This is a genomic window from Burkholderia sp. HI2761, from assembly GCF_002223355.1.
Lineage (GTDB): Bacteria > Pseudomonadota > Gammaproteobacteria > Burkholderiales > Burkholderiaceae > Burkholderia.
In genome coordinates this window covers 2,232,148-2,249,780 of sequence record NZ_NKFN01000007.1, presented here as the reverse complement: position 1 = coordinate 2,249,780, position 17,633 = coordinate 2,232,148, and the positions used below count along the sequence as shown (strand labels likewise).

The 17,633-nt window shown below is 68.6% G+C and carries 21 protein-coding genes; 20 read left to right on the top strand and 1 reads right to left on the bottom strand.

Features of this window, described 5'->3' with window-relative positions:
* Positions 1 to 11: 11 nt before the first annotated feature.
* The 10 genes from CFB46_RS27820 to CFB46_RS27775 all read left to right on the top strand — a co-directional run bounded on the left by CFB46_RS27820 (position 12) and on the right by CFB46_RS27775 (position 7,846).
* Complete coding sequence (locus CFB46_RS27820) at positions 12 to 683, top strand: hypothetical protein (RefSeq protein ID WP_089501970.1); 672 nt, start codon at positions 12 to 14, stop codon at positions 681 to 683.
* A gap of 59 nt (positions 684 to 742) precedes the next feature.
* On the top strand, positions 743 to 1,315 hold the full coding sequence (locus CFB46_RS27815) for a YbjN domain-containing protein (protein WP_089502386.1): 573 nt from the start codon (positions 743 to 745) through the stop codon (positions 1,313 to 1,315).
* Positions 1,312 to 1,779 (top strand): hypothetical protein, encoded by a 468-nt coding sequence (locus CFB46_RS27810; RefSeq protein WP_256980688.1) that lies wholly within the window; start codon positions 1,312 to 1,314, stop codon positions 1,777 to 1,779. The genes CFB46_RS27815 and CFB46_RS27810 overlap by 4 nt, the downstream gene beginning before the upstream one ends.
* Positions 1,776 to 2,666 carry a peptidylprolyl isomerase gene (locus tag CFB46_RS27805; protein WP_089501969.1) on the top strand — a complete coding sequence of 297 codons (891 nt, stop codon included), beginning with the start codon at positions 1,776 to 1,778 and terminating at the stop codon, positions 2,664 to 2,666. Before CFB46_RS27810 ends, CFB46_RS27805 begins: the two co-directional genes overlap by 4 nt.
* Before the next feature lie 8 nt (positions 2,667 to 2,674).
* Positions 2,675 to 3,565 (top strand): hypothetical protein, encoded by an 891-nt coding sequence (locus tag CFB46_RS27800; protein WP_089501968.1) that lies wholly within the window; start codon positions 2,675 to 2,677, stop codon positions 3,563 to 3,565.
* A 40-nt stretch (positions 3,566 to 3,605) separates the two neighbouring features.
* On the top strand, positions 3,606 to 3,983 hold the full coding sequence (locus tag CFB46_RS27795; RefSeq protein ID WP_089501967.1) for a hypothetical protein: 378 nt from the start codon (positions 3,606 to 3,608) through the stop codon (positions 3,981 to 3,983).
* A gap of 80 nt (positions 3,984 to 4,063) precedes the next feature.
* A complete protein-coding gene (locus CFB46_RS27790) occupies positions 4,064 to 5,485 on the top strand; it encodes a Do family serine endopeptidase (protein WP_089501966.1) in 1,422 nt (473 codons plus the stop codon).
* A 119-nt stretch (positions 5,486 to 5,604) separates the two neighbouring features.
* A complete protein-coding gene (locus CFB46_RS27785) occupies positions 5,605 to 6,084 on the top strand; it encodes a hypothetical protein (RefSeq protein WP_089501965.1) in 480 nt (159 codons plus the stop codon).
* Between the two features lie 99 nt (positions 6,085 to 6,183).
* Positions 6,184 to 6,663 (top strand): type 6 secretion system effector deamidase TecA, encoded by a 480-nt coding sequence (tecA, locus tag CFB46_RS27780; RefSeq protein WP_089501964.1) that lies wholly within the window; start codon positions 6,184 to 6,186, stop codon positions 6,661 to 6,663.
* Between the two features lie 289 nt (positions 6,664 to 6,952).
* Positions 6,953 to 7,846: an IclR family transcriptional regulator gene (locus CFB46_RS27775; RefSeq protein WP_027780959.1), complete on the top strand. Its 894-nt coding sequence runs from the start codon at positions 6,953 to 6,955 to the stop codon at positions 7,844 to 7,846.
* 99 nt (positions 7,847 to 7,945) lie between these two features.
* On the opposite strand, the gene CFB46_RS27770 is transcribed toward CFB46_RS27775, so the two are convergent.
* Positions 7,946 to 9,025: a porin gene (locus CFB46_RS27770; RefSeq protein WP_089501963.1), complete on the bottom strand. Its 1,080-nt coding sequence runs from the start codon at positions 9,023 to 9,025 to the stop codon at positions 7,946 to 7,948.
* A 444-nt stretch (positions 9,026 to 9,469) separates the two neighbouring features.
* On the opposite strand from CFB46_RS27770, the gene CFB46_RS27765 reads away from it, so the two are divergent.
* The 10 genes from CFB46_RS27765 to CFB46_RS27720 are packed head-to-tail and all read left to right on the top strand — an operon-like array spanning position 9,470 to position 17,603.
* Positions 9,470 to 9,787 (top strand): non-heme iron oxygenase ferredoxin subunit, encoded by a 318-nt coding sequence (locus CFB46_RS27765; protein WP_011354710.1) that lies wholly within the window; start codon positions 9,470 to 9,472, stop codon positions 9,785 to 9,787.
* A gap of 1 nt (position 9,788) precedes the next feature.
* Positions 9,789 to 10,100 carry a recombinase-like helix-turn-helix domain-containing protein gene (locus tag CFB46_RS27760; RefSeq protein ID WP_027780957.1) on the top strand — a complete coding sequence of 104 codons (312 nt, stop codon included), beginning with the start codon at positions 9,789 to 9,791 and terminating at the stop codon, positions 10,098 to 10,100.
* Between the two features lie 54 nt (positions 10,101 to 10,154).
* Complete coding sequence (locus CFB46_RS27755; protein ID WP_089501962.1) at positions 10,155 to 11,225, top strand: aromatic ring-hydroxylating dioxygenase subunit alpha; 1,071 nt, start codon at positions 10,155 to 10,157, stop codon at positions 11,223 to 11,225.
* Positions 11,218 to 11,988: an SDR family oxidoreductase gene (locus tag CFB46_RS27750; protein ID WP_089501961.1), complete on the top strand. Its 771-nt coding sequence runs from the start codon at positions 11,218 to 11,220 to the stop codon at positions 11,986 to 11,988. The genes CFB46_RS27755 and CFB46_RS27750 overlap by 8 nt, the downstream gene beginning before the upstream one ends.
* Positions 11,989 to 12,032: 44 nt before the next feature.
* Positions 12,033 to 12,560 (top strand): cupin domain-containing protein, encoded by a 528-nt coding sequence (locus CFB46_RS27745; protein WP_027780954.1) that lies wholly within the window; start codon positions 12,033 to 12,035, stop codon positions 12,558 to 12,560.
* Positions 12,561 to 12,578: 18 nt separating this feature from the next.
* Positions 12,579 to 13,475 (top strand): alpha/beta fold hydrolase, encoded by an 897-nt coding sequence (locus CFB46_RS27740; RefSeq protein ID WP_089501960.1) that lies wholly within the window; start codon positions 12,579 to 12,581, stop codon positions 13,473 to 13,475.
* Positions 13,472 to 14,329 (top strand): IclR family transcriptional regulator, encoded by an 858-nt coding sequence (locus tag CFB46_RS27735; protein ID WP_089501959.1) that lies wholly within the window; start codon positions 13,472 to 13,474, stop codon positions 14,327 to 14,329. Before CFB46_RS27740 ends, CFB46_RS27735 begins: the two co-directional genes overlap by 4 nt.
* Positions 14,326 to 15,123: an SDR family oxidoreductase gene (locus CFB46_RS27730; RefSeq protein ID WP_089501958.1), complete on the top strand. Its 798-nt coding sequence runs from the start codon at positions 14,326 to 14,328 to the stop codon at positions 15,121 to 15,123. The genes CFB46_RS27735 and CFB46_RS27730 overlap by 4 nt, the downstream gene beginning before the upstream one ends.
* Positions 15,116 to 16,783: a thiamine pyrophosphate-binding protein gene (locus CFB46_RS27725; RefSeq protein ID WP_089501957.1), complete on the top strand. Its 1,668-nt coding sequence runs from the start codon at positions 15,116 to 15,118 to the stop codon at positions 16,781 to 16,783. The genes CFB46_RS27730 and CFB46_RS27725 overlap by 8 nt, the downstream gene beginning before the upstream one ends.
* On the top strand, positions 16,776 to 17,603 hold the full coding sequence (locus tag CFB46_RS27720; protein WP_027780949.1) for an aspartate dehydrogenase: 828 nt from the start codon (positions 16,776 to 16,778) through the stop codon (positions 17,601 to 17,603). The genes CFB46_RS27725 and CFB46_RS27720 overlap by 8 nt, the downstream gene beginning before the upstream one ends.
* The last annotated feature ends 30 nt before the right edge of the window (positions 17,604 to 17,633 follow it).

The window sequence follows — 17,633 nt, the reverse complement described above, 5'->3', positions numbered from 1 at the left end:
CGGAGCCGCGAATGAATACGATCACTCGCACGATGCTGGCGGCCGCCGTGGCCGGCGCGCTGCTGCTCGCGGCCGTCGGCGCGCACGCGCAGAGCATCGAGGACAAGCTGCGCAGCCAGTTGCGCTCGACCGTGCAGGAGCTGCGCCAGTTGCAGGACGGCCAGGCGCAGTTGCAGAGCGACAAGGCGGCGGCCGAGAAGCAGCGCGACGATGCGCTCGAGCAACTGAAGGCGATGCAGGGGCAGCTTGCAGCGGCGCGCGGCGACTCGGGCGCCGAGGCGGCCGCGAAGCGCGCGCTCGCGCAGGAGCGGGCCGGCCGCGAGCAGGATGCGAGGTCGCTCGCGAAATACAAGGCGTCCTATGAGGACTTGCTCGCCGTGTCGCGCGCCCGCGATGCGCAGCAAACGCAACTGCAGAAGGACGTTGCCGCGCGTGACACGCAACTGAAAACCTGCCAGGCACACAATGCCGAGTTGTATCGCGTCGGGCACGAGATTCTCGACGCGTACGAGCATGTCGGGATCGGCACGTTCTTCTCGTCGCGCCAGCCGTTCGCACAGTCGGCGCGCGTGAAGTACGACGATCTCGCGCAGCGCTACGGCGATGCGTTGTATGCGGGAAAGTACGATCCGGCCGCGCGTGCGGCCGCCGCGGCACCGGCATCGGCGGCGAGCGCACCGTGAGCGTGTCGCCCGATACCGCATTGGAATCCATCGATTCGTCGAACAGGGGGAACATCGACATGCAAGACAAGCAACCGAACGCCGGCGCCGAAGGTGCGGCACACGATGCGCCGATCGAGGCGATCAGCGCGGACCACCTGGCCGACGTGCTGCGCCGTGCGGGCTACCGCGTGACGGCCGCCGAGCAGAACGGCGCGGTGCAACTGATGAGCGCGAGCCAGGGCGTCGGCTTCGCGGTGCGCTTCGGCAACCCGGCGGCGCCGCTCGCGCCGCAGGGGGACGACACGCCGCTCGCCGCGCTGCCGTACATCGATTACACGCTGTCGTGCGTGCTGCAAGTGCAGGGCGAATTGCCGGCCGAACTCGTCGCGGACTGGAACCGCACCAAGCGCTTCGCGCGTCTCGCGAGCCACGGGCAGTTTCTCGCGCTGGAGATGGACGTCGTGGTCGCGGGCGGCGTGTCCGAGCGCCATCTGCGTTCGACGGTCGAGCTGTGGGATCGGCTGATCCAGGAATTCCTGCTGCACCTGCGCAACCGCCCCGCGATGGCCGAGCAGGAAGCGGCGGCGCGGGCAGCGGCCGGTGAAGCGCACGCCACGGCCGCAACCGTCGAAGCGGCCGCGCAATCGTGATCGTCGCGCACCGGCTCGGTGCCGCGCTGCGCGCGTTGCTGCCGGGTCGCACGCGACCCGACGCGACGGCCGCGCGTGACGTGCCCGCCGCGTGGGGCAGGTACGCGCAACACGTCGCGCGGTGGCTGCAGACGGCGCTCGATGGCGACGATGCGGCCGCAGGCCGCCTGCGCGCGGACGTCGAACGCTGGGCCGACGCGCTGGCCGATGCCGGCGACGACGGGCCGGTACTGCCGGTGCGAGCGTGGGTCGACCGGCGCGGGCGGGTGACGCGGGTCGACAGCGCGATGGTCGGGCAGGCGGCGCTCGACGCCGCGCTGCACGAGGCACTTGCCGGCAGGGAGATCGGCATCGCACCGCCGCGCGGGATGGCGCAACCGCTCGTCCTGCGCGTGACGCTGACGGGCGCGCTGATACGGCGTCCGCATTCAAAAGAAGCAATCCAGAGGGCAGTCGAACGATGATGACGAAGATGAAGATGCTGGCGATGGTGGCAGGCGGTCTCGTACTGGGCGCCCCGCTCGCGGCATGCGCCCAGGACGACGTGATCGCGAATGCCGCGCAGGCGTCGGTCACGCAGGCCGACATCGCCGGGCTGTTGAAGACGGTGAGCGCGGAAGGGCGCGAGCGTCTCGCGGCCGATCCCGCGGCGCTGGACCAGGTCGTGCGTTCGACTCTGGCACAGAAGGCCGTGCTGGCCGAAGCGAAATCGAAGGGCTGGGACCGGCAGCCGCAGGTGCAGGCTGCCGTCGAGCAGGCGCAGCGCGAAATCGTCGTGCGCAGCTATCTCGCGTCGGTGAATACGCCGCCGGCCGACTACCCGTCGGACGCGGAGCTCCAGTCCGCCTATGACAAGAATCGCGCGGCATTCACGGCGCCGCGCGCGCTGCACGTCGCGCAGATCTATATCGCGGTGCCGCCGAACGCGGATGCCGCGACGCTCGACAAGGCGCGCAAGCAGGCCGCCGATCTCGCGAGCCGCGCGCGCAACGGCGATTTCGCGGCGCTGGCGAAGGCGAACTCGCAGGACAAGGCGAGCGCCGCGAACGGCGGCGATCTCGGTTTCGTGCCCGATCAGTCGATGGTGCCGGCGGTCCGTCAGGCAGCCGACGCGTTGAAGCCGGGCCAGGTATCCGCGCCGATCCAGACGCCGGCCGGTTTCCACGTCGTGAAGCTGATCGAGATACGGGCGGCCGCGCCGCGTCCGCTGGCCGACGTGAAGGAGCAACTGCGCGCGATGCTGCGCGCCCAGCGGACGCAGCAGAATGCACAGGCGTATCTCGCGAAGCTGGGCGCGAACGCACCGATCAACGAAGACGCGCTGAAGAAAGCGCTCGCGTCGGCCCGGTAGGCGCGCTCATGGCCACGCTCCGTTCGACGCCGCGCGTCGAGGCGCCCGACGCGCGTACGCCGGGGCGTCGTCGCTCCGCCGCCGCCTCCGACCGTCCGCGCATGCCGAAGGCGAACCCGTGGCCGGCCCGGCCCGGCGAGTGGCCGACGCATTGTCCGCTTTGCTTCGGCGCGCTGGAGCCGCTGCCCGGTGCGGGCGGCTATGCGCGGCACCGGAGCGCGCGATGTTCGGCGCAGTGCGTGCTCACCACACGCCAGTATCAACCGGAGGAACCGACGATTCGCGGCTCGCGCGACGTGCAGGTCGCGGCCCGTCATCGGGACCGTTTCATTGCGCAATGGCCGCGCCATTACGCGCTGATGCGGCACGCGTGGCCCGCGCTCACGATCGGGCGCTTCATCGCGGTGATCTCGTGCGCGGATGTCGCGGATCTTTGGTCATACCGGACATTGCGCGACGACGATCTCGCCGCCGTGCTGCTCGTACTGGCCGGTTTCCTGCGCGTGCCGGAGGCGTCGGGCGCCGCTGCGCCGGGTGCCCGTATGCCCGGTGCCGGTACGCCCGGTGCCGGTACGCCCGGCGCCGGTATGCCGGCCGACGATGCGCGCCCGCCCGCCGTTCGCTGGGTGCGCTTCTGGTTCGACGCGAGCGTGCGCGACGTCGGCGATCTGTGGACGGCCGGCAACGACGCGTCGCCGCTGTTTCGCGTCGACTACCGGGAGCCGCTCGTCACGCCGTATCCGACCGGCGCGCAGGTGCACGCGTGGCAGCCGGTCGACGGCATGCGCGATGCGTGGGCGCGGCATGTCGATGCGGGCGAACCGGCCGTCGACGCAGCCGATCGCGCGGCGTTCGGACGCTTCCTGGCCCGCGCGCCGGGGCCCGGCGCGGGAGCATGACGGCATGTGCGCAACGGAGTCGTTACCGACGCAGGCATGGATGAAGATGCGACGAAACGGCATCGCGGCGATCGCCTGCCTGCTGCTGGCGGCCGGCGCGCATGCACAGGGCAGCCGCGCGGGAGCGAGCGTGCCCGCGCCGGCTGGTCCGGGTTCGGCGGCGAAGCCGGTGTGCGTCGACGCGGAAGTCGACGGCAAGCGCGCGCTGTCGTACGACTGCCTGAGCGAACAACTGAAGCCGAAGGTCGAGCCGCAGGCGGGCGCGTCGCAAACGGATGCGGAGCGGCTGTCGAAACAGCCGTCGAACCGGCTCGGCACGTTCAACCTGTCGACCGAGCGGAATCGCTTCGGCTCGAACTGGGGCCGGTCGGTGACGCCGCAACGGCCCGATGCGCCGATCGCGGTGCCGCCGAGGTAAGTGATGGCGCGGCCGGTCGCGTGGCGCGGGGCAGCGACGAGCCGGCGGCGTGCCGGCGCGAACCGACGAGGAGCAGTCACATGAAAGCGGGCAGGCACATGGGTCGGACGGCGTCGTCGTGGGTGATCGCGGGGGCGCTCGCGTTTGCCTGCGCTTGCGCTGGTGCGACGACACAGTCCGCCGAGCGGCCCGCGCAGGCGGTTGCCGCCCCGTCGACCGTCGTGATGCCGAACTTCGCCGCACTGGTCCGGCGCGTCGGCCCGGCCGTCGTCAACATCAGCGTCACGCGCGAAGTCACGCAGATGGGGATCCAGTTGCCGCCCGGCATCGCGCCCGATCATCCGCTCGCGCCGTTTCTCGCGCGGCGCGTGATCGGCAACCGCGAGGAGGTGAGTCTCGGCTCCGGCTTCATCGTCGGCGCGGACGGCGTGATCCTGACCAACCGGCACGTGGTCGGCGACGCGGTCGCCATCGACGTGAAGCTGACCGACAAGCGCCAGTTCAAGGGGCGGGTGATCGGCAGCGATCCGGTATCCGACGTCGCGGTGATCCGCATCGACGCGCACGATCTGCCGGTCGTCGCGACCGGCGACCCGGCGCGCACCGAGGTCGGCGACTGGGTCATGGCGATCGGGTCGCCGTACGGGTTCGCGAATACCGTCACGCAGGGCATCGTCAGCGCGAAGTCGCGCGCGCTGCCCGGCGAGCAGGCGATACCGTTCATCCAGACCGACGTGCCGATCAATCCCGGCAATTCGGGCGGCCCGCTGTTCGACCTGAGCGGCCGCGTGATCGCGATCAACTCGATGATCTTCTCGAAGACGGGCGGCTACCAGGGGCTCGCGTTCGCGATTCCGATCGACATCGCGCTCGACGTGAAGGACCAGTTGCTGCGCACCGGCAAGGTCACGCGCGGCCGGCTCGGCGTGGCCCTGCAGGAAGTGAGCCAGGCGCTTGCGCGCTCGTTCGGCCTCGCGAGCCCGGACGGCGCGCTGATCACGATGGTCGAGCCGGACGGCCCGGCCGCGCACGCGGGCCTGCAGGCGGGCGACGTCGTGCTCGCGGTCGACGGCAAGCCGGTCGCGGAATCGGCGGACCTGCTCGGCACGATTGCGGGCATGCGGGCGGGGCGGCAAGCCGATCTGCTCGTGTGGCGCGCGGGCCGGGCGATGCACGTCATCGCGACGGTCGGTGCGTTCGACAGCGGCACGGCATCGGCCGGCGGCGAACAGGGGCCCGCGCGGTTCGGGCTCGTGCTGCGGGTCGCGACGGAGCGGGAGCGCCACCAGCTCGGCGTCGGCCAGGCCCTCGTCGTCGAGCAGGCGAGCGGCCAGGCCGCGCGCGCGGGGTTGCAGCCCGGCGATGCCGTACTGTCGGTCAATGGCGTGCCGGTCGCGAGCATCGGCGCGCTGATGGCGGGGATCGACGCCGCGCACGGCAACGTCGCGCTGCTGGTGCAGCGCGGCGGGACGCGGCTGTATGTACCGATCGAGATCGGGTGAGCGGGTACAGCCGTGCGACACGAAGGCAATGCGAGCGCAGTGCGAAGGACTGCGTGAATGACGGTGCGCGGGCCGCGCGCGAAACGGCGCGGGGGCGATTTGTCGAAACGGGAGGCGGGATGAAGCGAACGCAGGAGTGGGGCGCATCCGGGTGGCTGCGGGCAATCGTCGTCGCATGTGCGCTGGCCGTATGTGCCACGTCGGCCGCGCCGCAGACGGCCGACGTGCCGCAGGCATGGATCCGTTACGGCCAGCTCGCCGGGCGGCAGTTCCAGACGTGGCTCGAAGCGGACGGCGACGCGGCCGATCGGCTCCACCGCTATCTCGAAACGCGCGTGCTGAACGCGCACGCCGATGCGCCGCCGCCCGCGATCGTCGTACGTGCGTGGATCGGCGCGAACGGCGCCGTCACGCGCGTCGAGTTCGCGTCGCTCGGCGATCCGGATGCGGACGCGACGCTGCGGCAACTCCTGACGGCCGGCCCGCTGAGCGAGCCGCCGCCGCCCGACATGCTGCAGCCGCTGCGCGTGCGCCTTCGGCTCGCGCCGAATCCCGACGCGGCGGCGGCCGCACCGGCGTCGGCGGCGCGCATGCCATGACGTTCCGGACCGGGTAGACGGCAGCGGATATCATAATAAGATATGAAGATATCGAATCGGCGGGACAATGATGTCCCGCTTTCCTGAGAGGAGCTATCCGTGCAACTGACCCAGTTAGGCGGGCACGTCGCCCAATCCGGCATCGCCGAGCGGCAAAAACACGCGCAGGCGCTGATGTTCGGGATGGCGAACATCGACGAGTACGTGTCCGGCGGCGTCTGCTACGACGCCGCGGCGTATGTCCGGTATTTGCTGCGAGCCGACGCGATGATCGCGCCCGGTGCGCTGCTCGACACGATCGGCCAGCTGTGGAAGACGCGCTTCAACTTCGAGACCGGCGATCAATGGGACGGACGCGCGAGCATTCCGGCGGGCACCGCAGTCGGCTTCGCCCGCGGCGCGAATGTCTTTCATGCCGCGATTGCCGTCGGGGGCACCCGGATCCGCGGGATCAACGGCGGCCTGCTGGGCGCCGGATGGCTGCATCCGGTCGATCTGACGCGGGTGCTGCAGCCGGATCCGGCCGGCGGCTTTGCGTACGACCGCACGACCATTCGCGTCTATCTGTCGCGCCTGTAGGCTGTCCGGCGTCGAATCCCGCGCTGTTTCCACCGTTACCCGTTGACGGCCGCGCGCCGGTGCCGCGCGGCCGCCTTTCCGCCGTTCGGCGATATCCGCATGGCGTCGCGCCGTCCAACGCTGCTATTCTCTCGACCTTGAATGACGCGTCATGGCGGCGCCCGTACGCATGCCGCCTCGCGGCGCCGCGCGCCGGTGCGAGCCCACGCGCGCACTGAGGTAGCATGACTGCATATCCACGACGATCCATGACCCGTTTCGTGACCGACTTCCTTTCGTCCATGTCCACATGGTCAAGACAACGATGAGCGATGCACCTGATCCGGCAGCGCCCGGCGACGACGAGCCGTCGGGCGGCGCGTCGTCCTATCTGGTGCCGGGGCTCGAACGCGGGCTGCGGATTCTCGCCGAATTCTCCGCGCGCGAGCCCGTGCTCGGCGCGCCCGAGCTGTCGAAGCGCATTGGCATTCCGCGCACGACCACGTTCCGCCTGCTGCAGACGCTCGAGGCGCTCGGTTTTCTCGAGCGTGTGAACGGCGACCGCTATTTCCGGCTTGGCGTCGGCGTGCTGCGGCTCGGCTTCGAATATCTGAATTCGCTCGAACTGACCGATCTCGGCGCGCCCGTGCTCGAACGGCTGCGCGATTCGACCGGCCTGTCGACGCACCTGCTGATCCGCGACCAGCGCGACGTGGTGTTCGTCGCGAAGGCGCAGAGCAATGCGTCGATGTTCGGTTCGGTGAAGGTGCACGTCGGCACGCGCCTGCCCGCGCATGCGACGGTGCACGGGCACGTGCTGATGGGCGACCTGACGCGCGATGCGTTGCGGCAGCTCTATCCGGAGAAGAAACTCGAACAGTTCACCGAACGCACGCCCGGCACCGTCGACGAACTGTACGAACGCGTGCGTCATTACGCACGGCTCGGCTACGCCGTCAGCGAGGCGGCATTCGAGAGCGGCATTTCGGCCGTGACCGCGCCCGTGCGCGATCACTCGGGCTCGATCGTCGCGGCGATCACCGCGACGGTGCCGCGCTCGGAGATCGGCGACGCCGGCGAGAAGGAGCGGCTCGTCGAGGCCGTGTGCGGCGCGGCGGTCGACCTGTCGCAACGGCTGAACTATCGACCGCTCGAAAGCGACCCGACGTTCGCGCATGCGCGCCACAAGGTCGCGATGTTCTGACGCGCGCGTCGAACCGGCCGCGGCGCGCGGCATCGCAAACGACAAGAGCGGCCCGCGGGCCGCTCTTGTCATTTTCGGGCGCCGAACGCCCGAGGTCGCTCAGAACGAGTGGTGAATCCCGGTCAGCACGATCACCTGGTTCGCGGTGCTCGACGTGCCGGCCGTGAAGAACGCGGCCTTTGCGCCGCCCGAACCGTGTTCAACCAGCACGTTCGCATACAACTGCGTGCGCTTCGACAACGCGTAGATGTCGCCGAGTTCGACCTGAGTCCAGCGGCGGCCGGCCAGCGTCGTGGTCGCCGCGCCGCCCGCGATCGTGTTGAACGCGCTGCTGCGGTAGTTCACGCCCGCGTCGTAGCTCTGGAACGTGTCGGAAAACCCGTTCGACTGCATCTTCACGCGCGTGTAGAGGCCGTGCACGAGGAAGTCGCCGATCTGGTACGACGCGCCCGCGCCGATGTTCTCGACCTTGTTCGCGAGATAGCCGTTCGCGGTGTTCTGCCCCTGGAACGACGCGATGCCCGTCTGACTGATCAGGATCGCGCGGTCGTGCTCGTTCGAGTAGACGGCCGACGCCTTGAACGGCCCGTTCGCATAGTTCAGCGCGACGCCGATCGATTTGCCGGTCGAGAAGTTCGTCGTATTGCCGAGCGCGAGCGTCGCCGCGGCCGAGAAGCCCGCGAAGGTCGGTGAGCGGTACTTCACCGAATTGTTGTACGGCACGTTGCCGGTCGCGGCGAGCCCGTCGATGTTGCCCGGGTGGAACGCGTACCAGCTCATCGCGAGGTACGCCGTGCTGAGCGGATCGAGATAGTCGAACGTGAGCGGCGTCTGGCGGCCGAGCGTCAGCGTGCCGTAGCGCTCCGAGCTGAGGCCGACGAACGCCGCGCGATTCCAGATCGTGTTCGCGGTCGCGAACTGCCCGTTGTTCGTATAGAAGCCGTTTTCCAGCTGGAAGATCGCCGACAGCCCGCTGCCGAGATCTTCCTTACCCTTCAATCCCCAGCGATCGGGCTGCGTATTGCCCTGGATCATCGCCCACTTCGCGTGGCCGCCGACGTTGTTCACGTACGCGACACCCGCATCCAGGCTGCCGTACAGCACCACGCTGCTCTGCGCCCACGCGCCCGACGCGGCGCCCATTCCGATGACTGCCGCTGCTACCGCATGCTTGACCATTTTGTCTCCTGACTCTCCAACCTGATGAAAACGTGTTGTGGCGGCTTGCGCATAGGCGGCCGGCCGTCGCGCATGTTCATCGCCGCATGGGCATTCGTATGTTCCATATAAGGAACAGTGTGCCTCTGATGGAATGGAGTATAGAGGCGTCAAGCGCCGGAACAAAAATAAATTTTTCGGGACGGATGGGCGGCGTGCCGATGCCAGCCGACCCGGCGCGAGGTCTCGAAAAAGCCGATAAATCCCCGCTGCATAACAAAAAATTACATTCGATCAGGTAGGCGAAAGGGCACGTCGACCTGACGGTCGGTGTTTTCCCTAGGACATGCAGCTTTTTGTTTTACTCGTGGAAAGTCACTCCTATAATCACCATCCATAAACTGATGTTCCTAATATGGAACAAATAGGAACAAACCGAGAGTCGATCAGAAGGAAGGGTGCGAGATGTCTGAACAATGGGTTTGCGCCGGTCATGCCGGCGCGCTGTCGGAAGACACGCCGATCGAGTTCAAGCGGACCGACGGCGTGGAAATCGGGATCTACCGCGTCGGCGACGACGTGTATGCGCTCGAGAACGTGTGCCCGCATGCGTACGCGCTGCTGACGCAGGGGTTCGTCGACGAAGGCACGGTCGAATGCCCGCTGCACGAGGCCGTGTTCGACATCAAGACGGGCGAATGCCTGAAGGGGCCGGGCGGACGGGCGCTGAAGCAGTACGCGGTGCGCCTCGCCGGCGAGGAAATCCAGATCAAGGTGGAATGACATGAAAGAAGCGACCGTCAACTTCAATCCCTTCCTGAAGCCGTGGGTGGCGCCGCAGCCGAACAACATCGCGGGCAAGGGGCAGATCGAAATCCCCGGCCAGGTCGAGAACCAGGTCTGGCAGAACCGCAAGGCCGAACCGACCCAGTACGAGAACGACCTCGGCGATGCGCTCGAACGCGTGTTCGAGAGCGGCGCGACCGAACTGGACGACGTCGTCGCGGGCCTGAACCGCATCGGCTTCCGCGCGCCGGACGGCACCGCGTGGACCGCGGAGCGCTTCCGCGCCGAAATGGCCTCGCTGGCGGAATGAGCGCGCGTGCCGCGTGACCGCCGACCCGACGACAACCGCATCCGGAGCACACTGATGACGTCCCCCGCACAACACGAAGTCCAACACGACCCGGTCCGCGACTACCTCGACCGCGGCATCAAGAACTACTGGTATCCCGTCGCGCCGAGCTGGCAGGTGTCGAACGCCCCGGTCGGCCTCACGCGCCTGTCCGAGCAGATCGTGCTGTGGCGCGATCACGAAGGAAAAGTCCACGCGCTGGAAGACCGCTGCCCGCATCGCGGCGCGCGCCTGTCGCTCGGCTGGAACCTCGGCGGCAACATCGCGTGCTGGTATCACGGCATCGAAGTCGACGGCGGCGGCACGGTCAACCGTGTGCCGGCCGTGTCGAACTGTCCGATGGAAGGCACGAAGTGCGTGAAGTCGTATCCGGTCGAAGAGAAAGCCGGCGCGATCTTCCTGTGGTTCGGCGACGAAGCGCACGGCGAGCCGGCGCCGCTGAATCTGCCGGAAGAACTAGTCGCCGACGAGTACGGCCACTTCCTGTGCGTGTCGAACTGGAAGTGCAATTACCAGTACGCGATCGACAACGTGATGGACCCGATGCACGGCGCGTATCTGCACGCGACGTCGCACTCGATGGCCGAAGGCGACAAGCAGGCCGACATGCGCGTGCGCAAGACGGAAACGGGCCTGATGTTCGAGAAGATCGGCCAGCGCGACGTGAACTTCGACTGGGTCGAACTCGGCGAAACGGGCTGCCTGTGGATGCGCCTCGCGATTCCGTACAAGCAGAAGTTCGGCCCCGGCGGCAACTTCGGGATCATCGGCTTCGCGACGCCGGTCGACGGCGACCACTGCCAGGTCTATTTCTGGCGTACCCGCAAGGTCGGTGGCTGGCAGCGCGACGTGTGGCGCTTCATGTACCGCAACCGTCTCGAAGGCCTGCACTGGGACGTGCTCGAACAGGATCGCTACGTCCTCGAAAGCCTCGCGCCGCATGCGCGCGATCACGAATACCTGTACCAGCACGACGTCGGCATCACGCGCGTGCGCCGGATGCTGCGCCAGCGTGCGCAGGAGCACCTGTCCGCGCTCGACGCGCATCGCGCGGCACACGCCGCTTCGGAGCCCGCGAATGGCTGAGCCCGCACCGGTCGTGGCACTGCCCGGTCGCCGCGTGCTCGTCACGGGCGGCGCGCGCGGTCTCGGCGCCGCATTCGTGAAGGCGCTGGTCGAAGCGGGCGCGCAGGTCGCGTTCGGCGACGTGCTGGCGGAAGAGGGCCGCGCGCTGGCCGCGCAGCTCGCGCAAGCCGGTCACACCGCGCATTTCTTCGCACTCGACCTCGCCGACCCGGCCAGCATCGACGCATTCGTCGCGCAGGGCGCGGCGGCGCTCGGCGGTATCGACGCGCTGATCAACAACGCGGCGATCACGAACTCGGGCGGCAAGCTGTCGACGGAGCTCGACGTGTCGACGTGGGACGCCGTGATGAACGTGAACGTGCGCGGCGTGTGGCTCGTCAGCAATGCGGCGTTGCCGCACCTTGCGCAGTCGGGTCGCGGCGCGATCGTGAACCTGGCGTCGGACACCGCGCTGTGGGGTGCGCCGAAGCTGCTCGCGTACGTCGCCGGCAAGGGCGCGGTGATCGCGATGACGCATGCGCAGGCACGCGAGTTCGGCGCGCACGGCGTGACGGTCAACGCGATCGCGCCGGGGCTGACCGAAGTCGAGGCGACGGCGTACGTGCCGGCGGAACGCCACGCGTTCTACCGTCAGGGCCGCGCGCTCGCACGCGCGCAGGTGCCCGACGACGTGACGGGCCCCGTGCTGTTCCTGCTGTCGGACGGCGCGCGCTTCGTGACGGGGCAACTGCTGCCGGTCAACGGCGGCTTCGTCATGAATTGAATCGAATTGAATCGAAGTTTTCACTCGGAATGAAGGAGAGGACGATGGCGGACGCCGATCTCGAACGCAAGTCGTGGGACCAGCCGGAAGGCGCAAGCTTCAACGACTGGATGGAAGGGCGTGTCGCGCGCTACGCGACGCGACGCTACGACTGGGACGCACTGAAGTTCCAGGCCGACTACGACCCGAAGTACCGCCGTGCGCAGATGCGCTACGTCGGCACGGGCGGCACGGGCGTCGCGAAGGACGTCAACACGGTGCCGGCCGGCAACTTCACGTTCTCGACGATGGTCATCCCGGCCGGCAACATCGGCCCGAGCCACATCCACGTCGACGTCGAGGAAATCTTCTTCGTGCTGCGCGGCAAGATGAAGGTGATCTGCGAGCGCGACGGCGAGACGTGGGAAGCGATCCTCGGTGAGCGCGACCTGATCTCGGTGCCGCCGGGCGTGTATCGCACGGAAATCAACATCGGCGAGGAAGACGCGCTGATGTGCGTGATGCTCGGTTCGTCGAAGCCGATCACGCCGACGTATCCGCCCGATTCGCCGCTCGCGAAGATCAAGCGTTGAGACGGAGCGGGTAAAGCAATGAGTGTCATCGACAAACGTGAACGCGACCGCACCGCGGCATTCGCCGCGCTGCTCGGGCAGTTTCCCGAGCAGCGTTGCGCAGCCGGCTCGGCGGGCACGATCGGCTACCGCGAGGCCGGCGCGCAGCATGCGGGCCACGCGCTGCCCGTCGTGCTGCTGCACGGGATCGGCTCGGGCGCCGCATCGTGGGTCCGCCAGCTCGACACGCTCGGCGCGTCGCGGCGCGTGCTCGCGTGGGATGCGCCCGGTTACGGCGTGTCGAGGCCCGTGCACGGCGCGTCGCCCGCCGCCGCCGATTACGCGGCATCGCTGAACGCGTGGCTCGAGGCACTCGGCATCGAACGCTGCGTGCTGGTCGGTCATTCGCTCGGCGCGATCATCGCAGGCGGTCTCGCCCGCGTGATGCCCGCGCGGATCGCCGGCCTGCTGCTGGTGTCGCCCGCGGGCGGCTACGGCAGCGCACCGGCCGACACTCGCGAATCGCGCCGCGACGCGCGGCTCGCGATGCTCGCCGAACTCGGTCCGGCCGGGCTCGCCGAGCAGCGCAGCGGCAACATGCTGTCGGGTTTCGCGAACGAGGAGGCACGGGCGTGGGTGCGCTGGAACATGGCGCGCATCGTGCCGGCCGGCTACGCGCAGGCCACGCATCTGCTCGCGAACGCCGATCTCGCGGCCGATCTCGCCGGCTTCCGCGGCCGCACGGCCGTGGCCGTCGGCGCGAACGACGCGATCACGCCGCCCGCCGCGTGCGAACGGATCGCCGCGGCCGCGCACGTCGGGCTGCAGGTGATTCCGCAGGCGGGGCATGCGGGTTACGTGGAGGCGCCGGCCGTTTATTCCGCACTGGTCGACGCGTTCTGTCGGCAATGTGATCAGCAGTGGGGGCTGGCATGAGCGAACCGCTGCAACAAAACGAATCCGAAAGCGCGAAGGCCGAGGCCAGCTACGTGGTACCGGGCCTCGAGCGCGGGCTGCGCATCCTCGCCGAATTCTCGCCGCGCGAGCCCGTGCTCGGCGCGCCCGAGTTGTCGAAGCGGCTCGGCATTCCGCGCACGACGGTGTTCCGTCTGCTGCAGACGCTCGAATCGCTCGGCTTTCTCGAACGCGCGGACAAGGATCGCAACTACAAGCTCGGCATCGCCGTGCTGCGGCTCGGCTTCGAATACCTGAGCTCGCTGGAATTGACCGATCTCGGCCTGCCGGTGATCGAGAGCCTGCGCGATGCGACCGGCTTCACGACGCACATCGTGATCCGCGACGGCCGCGACGTGGTGTTCGTCGCGAAGGCGCAGAGCCAGTCGCCGGTGTTCAGCTCGATCCGCGTGAACGTCGGCACGCGGCTGCCCGCGTATGCGACGACGCACGGCCACGTGCTGATGGGCGACCTGTCGCTGAAGGAGCTGCATGCGCTGTATCCGGAAGGCGTGCTGAACCGGATGACGAGCGCGACGCCGGAAACGGTCGATGCGCTGTACGAAGTGATCCGCGAGGATGCGCTGCGCGGCTACGGCGTCAGCAATTCGTCGTTCGAGCGCGGGATCTCGGTCGTCACGGCGCCGGTGCGCAACGAGACGCAGCGGATCGTCGCGTGCATCACGGTGACGGTGCCGCGTCCGGAGATCGACGCGGCGCTGATCGCGGACGGGCTGATCGACAAGGTGCAGCGCGCGGCGGCGGAATTGTCGCGGCGGCTCAATTACCGCTCGGATGACGAGCACACGTTTCTCAAGGCTTTAGGACTCCGATGATCCAGATCGATCTGACCGGGCAGGTGGCGGTGGTGACGGGCGGTTCGTCCGGCATCGGCCTCGCGACGGCCGAACGGTTCCTGCAGGCAGGCGCATCGGTCGCGATTTGCGGCCGCGACGGCGACCGCCTCGCCCGCGCCGAAGCGATGCTTCGCGACAAGTATGCCGATGCGCAACTGCTGGCCGTGCGCTGCAACGTGCTCGAAGAAACCGACGTGACCGGATTCGCGCAAGCGGTGTCCGTGCGTTTCGGCCGCGCCGACATGCTCGTCAACAACGCCGGCCAGGGCCGCGTGTCGACCTTCGCCGACACGACCGACGACGCGTGGCGCGAAGAACTCGAACTGAAGTACTTCAGCATCATCCGCCCGACGCGCGCGTTCCTGCCGCTGCTGCGCGACGCGCAGGCGCCGACGATCACCTGCGTGAACTCGCTGCTCGCGTTGCAGCCGGAGCCGCACATGGTCGCGACGTCGTCGGCGCGTGCCGGCGTGCTGAGCCTCGTGAAGTCGCTCGCGACCGAACTGGCGCCGCAGCGGATCCGCGTGAACTCGATCCTGATCGGCATCGTCGAGTCGGGGCAGTGGCGCCGCCGCTACGACACGCAGGCGCAGCCCGGCGAAAGCTGGGAGGACTGGACGGGCGCGCTCGCCCGCAAGAAGCACATTCCGCTGAATCGCTTCGGCAAGCCTGACGAGGCCGCCTGGGCACTTTTTTATCTCGCAACGCATCTGTCGTCCTACACGACGGGCAGCCATATCGACGTTTCTGGAGGCTTTGCACGCCATGTCTGAAAAAACCACGGTTGGCGAGCTGATTGCCGCCTTTCTCGAGCAGTGCGGCGTGAAAACCGCATTCGGTGTCATCTCGATCCACAACATGCCGATCCTCGACGCGATCAATTCGCGCGGCAACATCCGGTATGTCGGTGCGCGCGGTGAAGCGGGTGCGCTGAACATGGCCGACGGGCTGGCCCGCGTGTCGGGCGGCCTCGGCGTCGCGTTCACGAGCACCGGCACGGCGGCGGGCAACGCGGCCGGCGCGATGGTCGAGGCGCTGACGGCCGGCACCGCGCTGCTGCACGTGACGGGGCAGATCGAGACGCCGTACCTCGATCAGGATCTCGCGTACATCCACGAAGCGCCCGATCAGTTGTCGATGCTCGACTCGATCTCGAAGGCCGCGTTCCGGGTGCGCACGGTCGAAACCGTGCTGCCGACGATTCGCGAAGCCGTGCGCATCGCGCAGACCGCGCCGACGGGCCCCGTGTCCGTCGAGATTCCGATCGACATTCAGGCGGCCGAAATCGAATGGCCGGAAGACCTCGCACCCGCACACGTCGCGGTGCGCGAGCACGACGAAGCACGCGTCGCGAAGCTCGCCGACGCACTCGCGGCCAAGCGTCGCCCGCTGCTGTGGCTCGGCGGCGGCGCGCGGCACGCACGCGCGGAAGTCGAACGCCTCGTGAAGCTCGGCTTCGGCGTCGTGACGAGCGTGCAGGGCCGCGGCGTGCTGCCCGAGGATCATCCGGCGACGCTCGGCGCGTTCAACGTGCACGCGTCGGTCGAAGCGTTCTACAAGACCTGCGATGCGCTCGTCGTGGTCGGCTCGCGCCTGCGCGGCAACGAAACGCTGAAGTACAAGCTCGCGCTGCCGCAGCCGCTGTTCCGTGTCGATGCCGATGCGCTCGCCGACAACCGCGGCTATCGCAACGCGTTGTTCGTGCACGGCGATTCGAAGCGCGTGCTGGCCGAGCTGGCCGATCGCCTCGAAGGCCGCCTGTCGGTCGATCCGCAATTCGCGGCCGATCTCGCGGCGGCCCGCGAGGAGGCAGTGGCCGACGTGGCGAAGGGCCTCGGGCCGTACAAGAAGCTCGTCGACACGCTGCAGGGCGCGGTGGGCCGCGACTACAACTGGGTGCGCGACGTGACGATCTCGAACAGCACGTGGGGCAACCGCCTGCTGAAGATCTTCGAGCCGCGCTCGGGTGTGCATGCGCTCGGCGGCGGCATCGGCCAGGGCATCCAGATGGGCATCGGCGCGGCGCTCGCGGGCGCCGCGGCGAAGACGGTCTGCCTCGTCGGCGACGGCGGCCTGATGGTCAACGTCGGCGAGCTCGTGACGGCCGTGCAGGAAAACGCGAACGTGATGATCGTGCTGATGAACGACCAGTGCTACGGCGTGATCCGCAATATCCAGGACGCGCACTACGGCGGCCGCCGCTGCTTCGTGCAGCTGCACCAGCCCGATTTCGCGCAGTTCTGCGCGAGCTTCGGCCTCACGCACTACCGGATCACGTCGCTCGACCAGGCCGAGGCGATCGTGCGCGAAGGGATCGCGAAGGAAGGGCCGGTGATGGTCGAGGTCGACATGCTGTCGGTCGGCTCGTTCGCGTCGGCATTCGCAGGCCCGCCGGTGAAGAAGGAAGCGCCGACGGAGCGCCAGTATGCGTAACGGGCAAAAGCGGGCCGACGCACCCGTCGACATCGCGATGATTGGCTTCGGCGCGATCGGCGCGGCCGTGTACCACGCGGTCGAGCACGATGCGTCGCTGCGCGTCGCGCACGTGATCGTGCCGGAACACCAGCGCGCGGCGGTTCAGCGCGAGCTCGGCGGTGCGGTGGAGGTCGTGTCGTCGGTCGACGCGCTGGCCCGTCGCCCCGAGTTCGCGCTCGAATGCGCGGGCCACAGCGCGCTCGTCGATCACGTCGTGCCGCTGCTGAAGGCCGGCACCGACTGCGCGGTCGCATCGATCGGCGCGCTGTCCGATCTCGCGCTGCTCGACGTGCTGTCGCGAGCGGCCGACGAAGGCGGCACGACGGTGACGCTGCTGTCCGGCGCGATCGGCGGCATCGACGCGCTGGCGTCCGCGAAGCAGGGCGGCCTCGACGAAGTGCTGTACGTCGGGCGCAAGCCGCCGCTCGGCTGGCTCGGCACGCCAGCCGAGGAATTGTGCGACCTGCGCGCGATGACCGAGGAAATGGTGATTTTCGAAGGCACTGCGCGCGATGCCGCGCGGCTGTACCCGAAGAACGCGAACGTCGCGGCGACGGTTGCGCTCGCGGGCCTCGGCCTCGACGCGACGCACGTGCGCCTGATCGCCGATCCGGCGATCGCGCGCAACGTGCATCGCATCACCGCGCGTGGCGCCTTCGGCGAGATGTCGCTGGAAATGAGCGGCAAGCCGTTGCCCGACAACCCGAAGACGTCCGCGCTGACGGCGTACAGCGCGATTCGCGCGCTGCGCAACCGCGCGGCCCGCTGCGTGATCTGACCGGACCATCGAGCGTCCGCCCGCGCCACG